The 7,956-nt window shown below is 71.0% G+C and carries 6 protein-coding genes and 3 pseudogenes; 7 read left to right on the top strand and 2 right to left on the bottom strand.

The window, feature by feature from the left end; genetic code table 11:
- Positions 1-169 precede the first annotated feature (169 nt).
- Positions 170-301: pseudogene (locus GT030_RS24355) on the top strand (IS5/IS1182 family transposase); the annotation flags it as partial.
- Positions 302-321: 20 nt separating this feature from the next.
- Here the strand turns inward: GT030_RS24355 and GT030_RS24350 are convergent.
- Positions 322-747 (bottom strand): annotated as a pseudogene (locus GT030_RS24350) (GntR family transcriptional regulator); the annotation flags it as partial.
- Between the two features lie 476 nt (positions 748-1,223).
- Between GT030_RS24350 and GT030_RS24345 the strand changes: the two are divergent.
- Complete coding sequence (locus tag GT030_RS24345) at positions 1,224-2,843, top strand: penicillin-binding transpeptidase domain-containing protein (RefSeq protein WP_161202927.1); 1,620 nt, start codon at positions 1,224-1,226, stop codon at positions 2,841-2,843.
- A 96-nt stretch (positions 2,844-2,939) separates the two neighbouring features.
- Positions 2,940-4,604 carry a penicillin-binding transpeptidase domain-containing protein gene (locus GT030_RS24340; protein ID WP_161202926.1) on the top strand — a complete coding sequence of 555 codons (1,665 nt, stop codon included), beginning with the start codon at positions 2,940-2,942 and terminating at the stop codon, positions 4,602-4,604.
- Here the strand turns inward: GT030_RS24340 and GT030_RS24335 are convergent, their stop codons facing one another.
- A complete protein-coding gene (locus tag GT030_RS24335; protein ID WP_161202925.1) occupies positions 4,605-4,946 on the bottom strand; it encodes an SsgA family sporulation/cell division regulator in 342 nt (113 codons plus the stop codon).
- 158 nt (positions 4,947-5,104) lie between these two features.
- Between GT030_RS24335 and GT030_RS24330 the strand changes: the two genes are divergently transcribed.
- From GT030_RS24330 to GT030_RS24315, 4 genes and pseudogenes are all read left to right on the top strand, one after another.
- A complete protein-coding gene (locus GT030_RS24330) occupies positions 5,105-6,151 on the top strand; it encodes an energy-coupling factor ABC transporter permease (RefSeq protein ID WP_161202924.1) in 1,047 nt (348 codons plus the stop codon).
- A 1-nt stretch (position 6,152) separates the two neighbouring features.
- Positions 6,153-6,914: a cobalt ECF transporter T component CbiQ gene (cbiQ, locus tag GT030_RS24325; protein ID WP_161202923.1), complete on the top strand. Its 762-nt coding sequence runs from the start codon at positions 6,153-6,155 to the stop codon at positions 6,912-6,914.
- Positions 6,902-7,669 carry an ABC transporter ATP-binding protein gene (locus tag GT030_RS24320; RefSeq protein WP_161202922.1) on the top strand — a complete coding sequence of 256 codons (768 nt, stop codon included), beginning with the start codon at positions 6,902-6,904 and terminating at the stop codon, positions 7,667-7,669. The genes cbiQ and GT030_RS24320 overlap by 13 nt, the downstream gene beginning before the upstream one ends.
- 108 nt (positions 7,670-7,777) lie before the next feature.
- A pseudogene (locus tag GT030_RS24315) lies at positions 7,778-7,956 on the top strand (serine hydrolase); the annotation flags it as partial.

Below are 7,956 nucleotides of genomic sequence, written 5' to 3'. Positions count from 1 at the left end.
AGCGCCCCCGCCGACTGCCACGGCGGGGGCGCTCGGGTGTCCGGGGGTGGTCAGTGAGCTCTTTCCAACCTGTCGGGGTGGACAGGCAGTTGGGCTGACAGACGAGTGAAGCCCCTGGTAGATGGGTTTTCGACCAAGAAATCCGTCTCCACCAGAGGCTTCGTGCTGCGCCCTCGTCGAGCAGGCCATGGCCGCCCTCAAGTCCTGGCGGCTCCTTCGCAGGCTCCGGTGCTCGACCACCCGGATCACCTGCCTCGTCCAGGCCGTCCTCACCCTGCATTTGGCGAGCTCAGCCCGATGATGGAAGAGCCTCACTCTCTCAGTCAGCGTGTGTGTCGGCTGTGAGCCCTCCTTGACCACGCGCGCACGTGCGTAGACCTCCGCGCCCTCCGGCAGACCGTGCGCCTGAGCGACGGCGGCCGGGGCTGGCACACGGCTGACGGTCTGAGTCTGTTCATTTCGCTTGTACGCACGTCCGGACGCCACGCGGTCCGCGGTGAACGCCACTTCATCGCCGTCTCGCCACTTGGCTTTGTCGTATCGCGCGATGCCGAGCCGCTTGAGCGGGGCCCGCTCACGGACGACCGTGCCGTGTCCACGCGACGACGTGACCAGCCCCTCGGCTTCCAACGCCTTGTAGGCCGCATGGACCGTGGACTTCGAGCCCTCGCCCCCCTCCACCAGGTCCCTGATCTGCGGCAACTGGGCACCGGGCGCGTACTCGCCGTTCCTGGTCGGTTCGGCCAGTCGGGCGGGAACACGCCAGGTTTCGCCACCCCCCTAGGGGCGCTGCCTGGGGGTTCCGGAAGCGCCAGGGGAACGCGCCAGTCGAACGCCACCGTCGGCGCCACCGGCAAATGGGGGCGAATCCCCATATGGGCTGGGAGCGGGGTCGGTTGAGTGAGCGGGGGCGGGTGGGGTTTTCTCGTCTGCGGAGGCCCCGGGGGGAGAGCCTCCGTCACGGTCCCCGTATGCGTGGGGTCCGGCTCCGGTCACGCACCCCGGAGCCGGGCGGACGGGCGGGGACGGGGCGGGTCCGGGCGTACGCACGTCGTCCGGGCCCGCCCCTCGTGCGTGCGCCGTTCAACGTCTCCGTTCGGACAAGTATCGGAAACGGCCACCCCAACTGCCTGTGGAGCACATACAGTTCCGTCCGCACCCACTTTTGAACACGTTCAGGAATCCGGTGCTACCACGGGGACTTCACGGGGAGGAATCGCTTCATGGGCAAGGGAGTCAGAGTCGCGGTCATCAGCGGCGTGTGCGTGACGATGCTGGGCGGGGCCGGGTACGGCATGTACAACATCGCCTCGGCGCTGAACACCACCGCCACCGGTGGCGTCAAGGCCGTACCGACCGGGCCGCCCAGCCGCGAGGAGGTCGAGCAGACCACCGCGAAGTTCTTCGCCGCCTGGGAGAAGGACCGGCCGGAGCAGGCGGCGAACCTCACCAACTTTCCCGAGGACGCCGAGTCGCTGCTGAGGGCGTACGGGTCGGACGCGCACATCACCGGCGTGCACATCACCCCCGGCAGGGCGAACGGGGACACGGTGCCCTTCGAGGTGCGGGCGACGGTGTCGTACGGGAAGGAGACCCGGCCGCTGGCGTACGCGAGCCGGCTGACCGTGGTGCGCGGGGTCAACTCGCACCGCCCGCTGGTCGACTGGGACCCCGCGCTGGTGCACCCGAAGCTGGCCAAGGGCGACTCACTGACCGTCGAGGAGTCCGCCACCCCGCAGATCGACGCCGTGGACCGCGACGGCCAGGTGCTGACCAAGGAGAAGTACCCCTCCCTCGGCCCGGTCCTGGACGAGCTGCGCAAGCGGTACGGGGACAGGACGGGCGGCCGGGCCGGGGTCGAGCTGGTGGTCCGGCACGAGGGCAGCGGCGTGGCCGACACCACGCTGATGACCCTGGTCAAGGGCAGGCCCGGCAAGCTGCGCACCACCCTCAGCGCGAGCGCCCAGGCGGCGGCCGAGGCGGCCGTGACCGACTACACCAACTCCTCGGTGGCGGCCGTGCAGCCCAGCACCGGCGAGATCCTGGCCTTCGCCAACCACCGCGACGACGGCTTCAACGCGGCCTTCCTCGGCGAGCTGGCCCCCGGCTCCACCATGAAGATCATCAGCGCCGCCACCCTCATCGACTCCGGCCTGACCTCGGCGAACGGCCCGGCGCCCTGTCCGCCGTCGGCCGTGTGGCAGAGCCAGACCTTCACCAACCTCACCGGCCTGGCGCCGAACGAGAACGCCACCCTCTCCGAGAGCTTCGCCCGCTCCTGCAACACCGCGTTCGTGAAGTTCGCGGACGAGGTGAAGGCGGACTCGCTGGCCACGGAGGCCGCGCAGCGGTTCGGCATCGGGCGCGACGACTGGAAGGTGGGTGTCCCCTCCTTCGACGGCCGGGTCCCCTCACCGGACGGCCCCGACCGGGCGGCCGGCCTGATCGGGCAGGGCCAGGTCCAGATGAGCCCGCTGAACATGGCGTCGGTCACGGCGACCGCGAAGACCGGCACCTTCCGGCAGCCGGTGATCGTCCCGCTGAGCCTGGACGGCCGCCGGGCCGCCACCGCCCGCGGGCTGGCGCCGGGTACGTCCCAGCAGTTGCGGGAGATGATGAACCGCACCGCGCGCAGTGGCACCGCGGCAGGCGTGATGGCCGGGCTGAGGGGGAACGTGGGGGCGAAGACCGGTTCGGCGGAGGTCGACGGGCAGTCACGGTCCAACAGCTGGTTCACCGGATACCGGGACGACATCGCGGCGGCCGCGATGACGGAGGACGGCGGGCATGGCATCGACGCCGCCGGTCCTATTGTCGCAAGAGTGCTACGGAGTGCGGGCTGAGATCGGCCGAGTCCGCGGGGACTCTAGGCTGTTGAGGTCGTTGGGGACGTGTGAGGGCTGCGGGGACCCCGGGGAGAGCGCGGAGGACTTGGGACTGTGGGCAAGAGAAGGCGTGCCGCCGAACGGCCGAAGAGGAAACCCGCCGTACTGGGCGGCATGATCGCCCTCGTCGTCGGCGGCGCCGGGTTCGGCCTCTACGCGCTGTACGGCGGCGGGGCGTCCGCCGAGGAGGCGTCCACGCTGTCCGACCACAAGAGCGTGAGGACCGGGCCGCCCAGCGCGCTGGAGGTCAAGACGGTCAGCTCCCGCTTCCTGACGGCCTGGCAGCAGGGCCGGGTCACCGAGGCGGCCGCCGCGACCGACGACACCAAGGCCGCCACCGCGCTGCTCACCGGCTACACCAAGGACGCCCGCCTGCAGCACGTCACCCTCACCGCGGGCAGGGCGACCGGCGCGAAGGTGCCCTTCTCCGTCAAGGCGACCGTCTCCTACCAGGGCGTCAGCAAGCCGCTGGCATACCGGAGTTCGCTGACCGTGGTGCGGCGGGCGAGCGACGGCGCGGCCCTGGTCGGCTGGCAGCCCGCCGTGGTGCACCCGGAGCTTAGGGACGGCGACACCCTGGTGACCGGCGCGTCCGGCACCCCGCCGGTCAGGGCGCTGGACCGCACCGGCGGCGAGCTGACCGTGACCGCGTACCCCTCGCTGGGATCGGTGCTGGACGGCCTGCGGGAGAAGTACGGCAAGACGGCCGGCGGCAAGGCGGGCGTGGAGCTGCGCGTGGTGCGCGGCAAGGCGTCGGAGAAGGCCGGGCTGTCGGACAAGACGCTGGTGGAGCTGAGCGAGGGCACGCCGGGCACGGTGAAGACCACGCTGGACCCCGGGTTCCAGGCGGCGGCCGAGCAGCAGGTGGCCAAGCGGGAGCAGGCGTCGGTGGTGGCGCTGCGCGCGTCGACCGGTGAGATCCTCGCGGTCGCCAACAGCGGCCACGGCTTCAACATCGGCTTCCAGGGCTCGCTGGCGCCCGGCTCCACCATGAAGGTGATCACCTCCTCGCTGCTGATCGAGAAGGGCCTGGCGGAGGCGGACAGGAAGCACCCCTGCCCGAAGACCTTCACCTTCGGCGGCTGGAAGTTCCACAACGACGACGACTTCGAGATCAAGAACGGCACCTTCAAGGCGAGCTTCGCCCGCTCCTGCAACACCGCCTTCATCAGCCAGGCGAAGAAGCTGAAGAACGACGACCTGACCAAGCAGGCCCAGCAGGTCTTCGGCCTCTCCATGAACAACTGGTCGGTCGGCGTGCCCACGCTGGACGGCTCGGTGCCGGTGCAGTCGGCGGCGCAGATGGCGGCCTCGCTGATCGGGCAGGGCGGGGTGCGGATGAACCCCCTGAACATGGCCTCGGTGGCGGCGACGGTGAAGACCGGCACCTTCCACCAGCCGTACCTGGTGGCCCCCTCGGTGGACCACCGCACGCTGGCGACGGCGTCCCGCACGATGTCGGCGAAGACGCTGGGACAGCTCCGCGAGCTGATGAACTTCACCGCCGCGTACGGTACGGCGGCCGAGGCGATGTCCGGGCTGGGTCCGGACTACGGTGCCAAGACCGGCTCGGCCGAGGTCGACAACCAGAAGAAGCCCAACGGCTGGTTCACCGCCTACCGGGGCGACCTCGCCTCGGCCGGGGTGGTGCAGGCGGGCGGCCACGGCGGCGACACGGCCGGCCCGATCGTCGCCACCCTGCTCAGGCTCGGGGGCTGATCAGTTCCGTACGGGCTCGGCCGTGTAGGTGCGCAGCAGGAACCGGGTCAGCGACTTCATGTCGAACTGGACCACGTCCACGCCCTGGGGGGAGTGGAACTCCAGGACCGCCTGCACGCGCCCGCACGGCCAGACCCGTACGTCCCCGCTCTCGGCGGGGGCGCGCAGACCGTCCTCCAGCAGGGACCGGGAGAAGGTCCACTCGGCGGGGCCGGGCAGGCCGACCTGGACGGAGAGGGGGTCGGCGTCGGGGTCGTAGCGGAGCACCACGCGTACCGCGTCGGGGTCGTCCTCCGCGTCGGTGACGATGTGGGCGCGTGCGTACTGCTCGACTACGGACATCGGATCGCCCTCTCACGTTCAGTGACCGCCACGAAGGCCGTAAAGCCGCTTCGTCTCTAATGTCGCATATTTTCCGATTTCCGCCCCTGGGGGCCGGACGGGAAGCGAGACCACCTCGCTCTTGCAAGGCATTCGCAACAAGCGCTTAAAATTGAACGGTGCATGTACCTGATGGATTCATCGACGCCCCCACCTCCGCTGTCACCGGGGTGGTCGCCGCGGGCGCCCTCGCGGTGAGCCTGCGCGGCGCCCGCCGCGAACTGGACGAGCGCACCGCGCCGCTGGCCGGCCTGGTCGCCGCGTTCATCTTCGCCGTACAGATGCTCAACTTCCCCGTGGCGGCCGGGACAAGCGGCCACCTGCTGGGCGGAGCGCTGGCGGCGATACTCGTCGGCCCCTACACGGCCGTGCTGTGCGTGTCGGTCGTGCTGCTCATGCAGGGCGTGCTGTTCGCGGACGGCGGGCTGACCGCGCTCGGCGTGAACATCACGGACATGGCGATCGTCACGACCGTGGTCGCGTACGCCGTCTTCAAGGCGCTGCTCGCGGTGCTGCCCCGCTCCCGGCGCTCGATCACCGCCGCCTCCTTCGTCGCCGCGCTGCTCTCGGTACCCGCCGCGGCCGTCGTCTTCACGCTGATCTACGCGATCGGCGGCACCACCGACGTGTCCATCGTCAAGGTGGCCACCGCGATGATCGGCGTCCATGTGCTGATCGGCATCGGCGAGGCCGTGATCACCGCGCTCACCGTCGCCGCCGTCGTCGCGGTCCGCCCCGACCTCGTGTACGGCGCGCGCGGACTGCGGCAGAGGCTCCGGCTCCGGGTGAACGGCGAGCTGGTCGACGCCCCCGACGCCGCCCCGGCCCCGGCCGCCGCCCGCACCTCCCGGCGCACCCTGTGGATCACCGGCCTGGTGACCTCCCTGGTCCTCGCCGGGTTCGTCAGCTTCTACGCCTCCGCCAACCCGGACGGCCTGGAGAAGGTCGCCCACGACAAGGGCATCGACAAGAAGACCGAGCCGCACCACTCCTCGGACTCCCCGCTGGCCGACTACGGCGTCAAGGACGTGGCGAACGCCCGGCTGTCCGGCGGTCTCGCGGGCGTGATCGGTGTCGGCGTCACCGTCGTCGCGGGCAGCGCGGTCTTCTGGGCGGTGCGCCGCCGCCGCGACCACGACGCCTCTCCCGCGAACACGAGCGTCTGACATGGGTGCCGGCCACGCCCACAAGCTCTACCGGCACGGGCACTCCGCCGTGCACCGGCTGCCCCCGCACACCAAGCTGGCGGCCGTCTTCGCCTTCGTCGTGGTGGTGGTCTCCACCCCGCGCGAGGCGATGTGGGCGTTCGGGGTGTACGCGGTGCTGCTGGCCGGTGTCGCCCACCGGGCGCGGGTGCCCGCCGGGTTCCTGCTGAAGCGGCTGCTGATCGAGGTGCCGTTCGTCGCGTTCGCGGTACTCATGCCGTTCGTCGCGGAGGGCGAGCGGGTGCACGTCCTCGGGCTCTCGCTGAGCGTCAACGGCCTGTGGGGCGCCTGGAACGTGCTGGCCAAGGGCACCCTGGGCGTCGCCGCGTCCGTGCTGCTCGCCGCCACCACCGACCTGCGCGAACTGCTGCTCGGGCTCCAGCGGCTGAAACTGCCGCCGCTGCTGGTGCAGATCGCCTCCTTCATGATCCGCTACGGCGACGTCATCACCGACGAGATGCGCCGGATGCGGATCGCCCGCGAGTCGCGCGGCTTCGAGGCGCGGGGGGTACGGCACTGGGGGGTGCTCGCCAAGTCGGCGGGCGCGCTGTTCATCCGCTCCTACGAGCGTGGCGAGCGGGTGCATCTGGCCATGGTGAGCCGGGGTTACGCCGGGTCGATGCCGGTCATCGACGAAGTCACCGCCACCCGTGACCAGTGGCTGCGCGCGCTGGCCCTGCCCTGCTCCGCCCTCGTCGTCTGTCTGCTGGGATGGTTCCTGTGAGTACCGCACCGCTGTCGCTGGAAGTCTCCGGCCTCGCCTTCGCCTACCCCGACGGCCACCAGGCCCTGTTCGGCGTCGACTTCACCGTCCCGCGCGGTGAACGGGTCGCGCTGCTCGGGCCGAACGGCGCGGGCAAGACCACGCTCGTGCTGCATCTGAACGGCATCCTGTCCGGCGGCACCGGCACGGTCACCGCGGCCGGACTCCCGGTCGGCAAGCGGCACATGGCCGAGATCCGGCAGAAGGTCGGCATCGTCTTCCAGGACCCCGACGACCAGCTCTTCATGCCGACCGTGCGGGAGGACGTGGCGTTCGGGCCGGCGGCGGCCGGGCTGAAGGGGGCCGCGCTGGAGGAGCGGGTGCGGACCGCGCTGGAGCAGGTCGGGATGGCGGAGTTCGCCGACCGGCCCCCGCACCATCTGTCCTTCGGGCAGCGGCGCCGGGTCGCGGTGGCGACGGTGCTGGCGATGCGGCCGGAGATCCTCGTCCTGGACGAGCCGTCCTCCAACCTCGACCCGGCCTCACGACGCGAACTGGCGGACATTCTGCGGGCGTTGGACGTCACGGTGCTGATGGTCACGCACGATCTGCCCTACGCCCTGGAGCTGTGCCCGCGTGCGCTGATCCTCAGTGACGGGGTGATCGCCGCCGACGGTCCCACGGGCAAGCTGCTCTCCGACGACGCGCTGATGCGGGCGCACCGGCTGGAGCTGCCGTTCGGGTTCGATCCGCGCACGGTGGCGCTGGACGCGTAGGGGGTCGGTGCCTCGAGGTCTGCCGGGCCCCTCGGGGCCGAGGAATCCAAGGCCGTACGGCCGTGTTTCACTCGTGAGTGCGGGCGAGGAAAGGAATGCGGCGTGGATGTGCGTGTGAACGGTACGGTGGCCGAGGGCTTCGAGCCGGTGGCGGAGGCGTTCGCGGCGAACTTCGCCCGGCTCGGTGAGCGGGGCGCGGCCGTGGCCGTGTACCGGGACGGGCACCGGGTCGTCGACCTGTGGGCCGGCACCCGTGACGTCGACGGCTCCGCCCCCTGGGAGCGCGG

This window comes from Streptomyces sp. SID1328, assembly GCF_009865595.1.
Taxonomy (GTDB): Bacteria; Actinomycetota; Actinomycetes; order Streptomycetales; family Streptomycetaceae; genus Streptomyces; species Streptomyces griseoluteus.
The sequence above is the reverse complement of the archived record's forward strand: the minus strand, read 5'-3'. Positions and strand labels throughout refer to the sequence as shown.

Excerpts from the sequence above, each read along its gene's own strand:
- GT030_RS24345 (WP_161202927.1), top strand. The coding sequence starts at position 1,224 with ATGGGCAAGGGAGTCAGAGTCGCGGTCATCAGCGGCGTGTGCGTGACG.
- GT030_RS24335 (WP_161202925.1), bottom strand. The coding sequence starts at position 4,946 with ATGTCCGTAGTCGAGCAGTACGCACGCGCCCACATCGTCACCGACGCG.
- cbiQ (WP_161202923.1), top strand. The coding sequence starts at position 6,153 with ATGGGTGCCGGCCACGCCCACAAGCTCTACCGGCACGGGCACTCCGCC.
- GT030_RS24320 (WP_161202922.1), top strand. The coding sequence starts at position 6,902 with ATGGTTCCTGTGAGTACCGCACCGCTGTCGCTGGAAGTCTCCGGCCTC.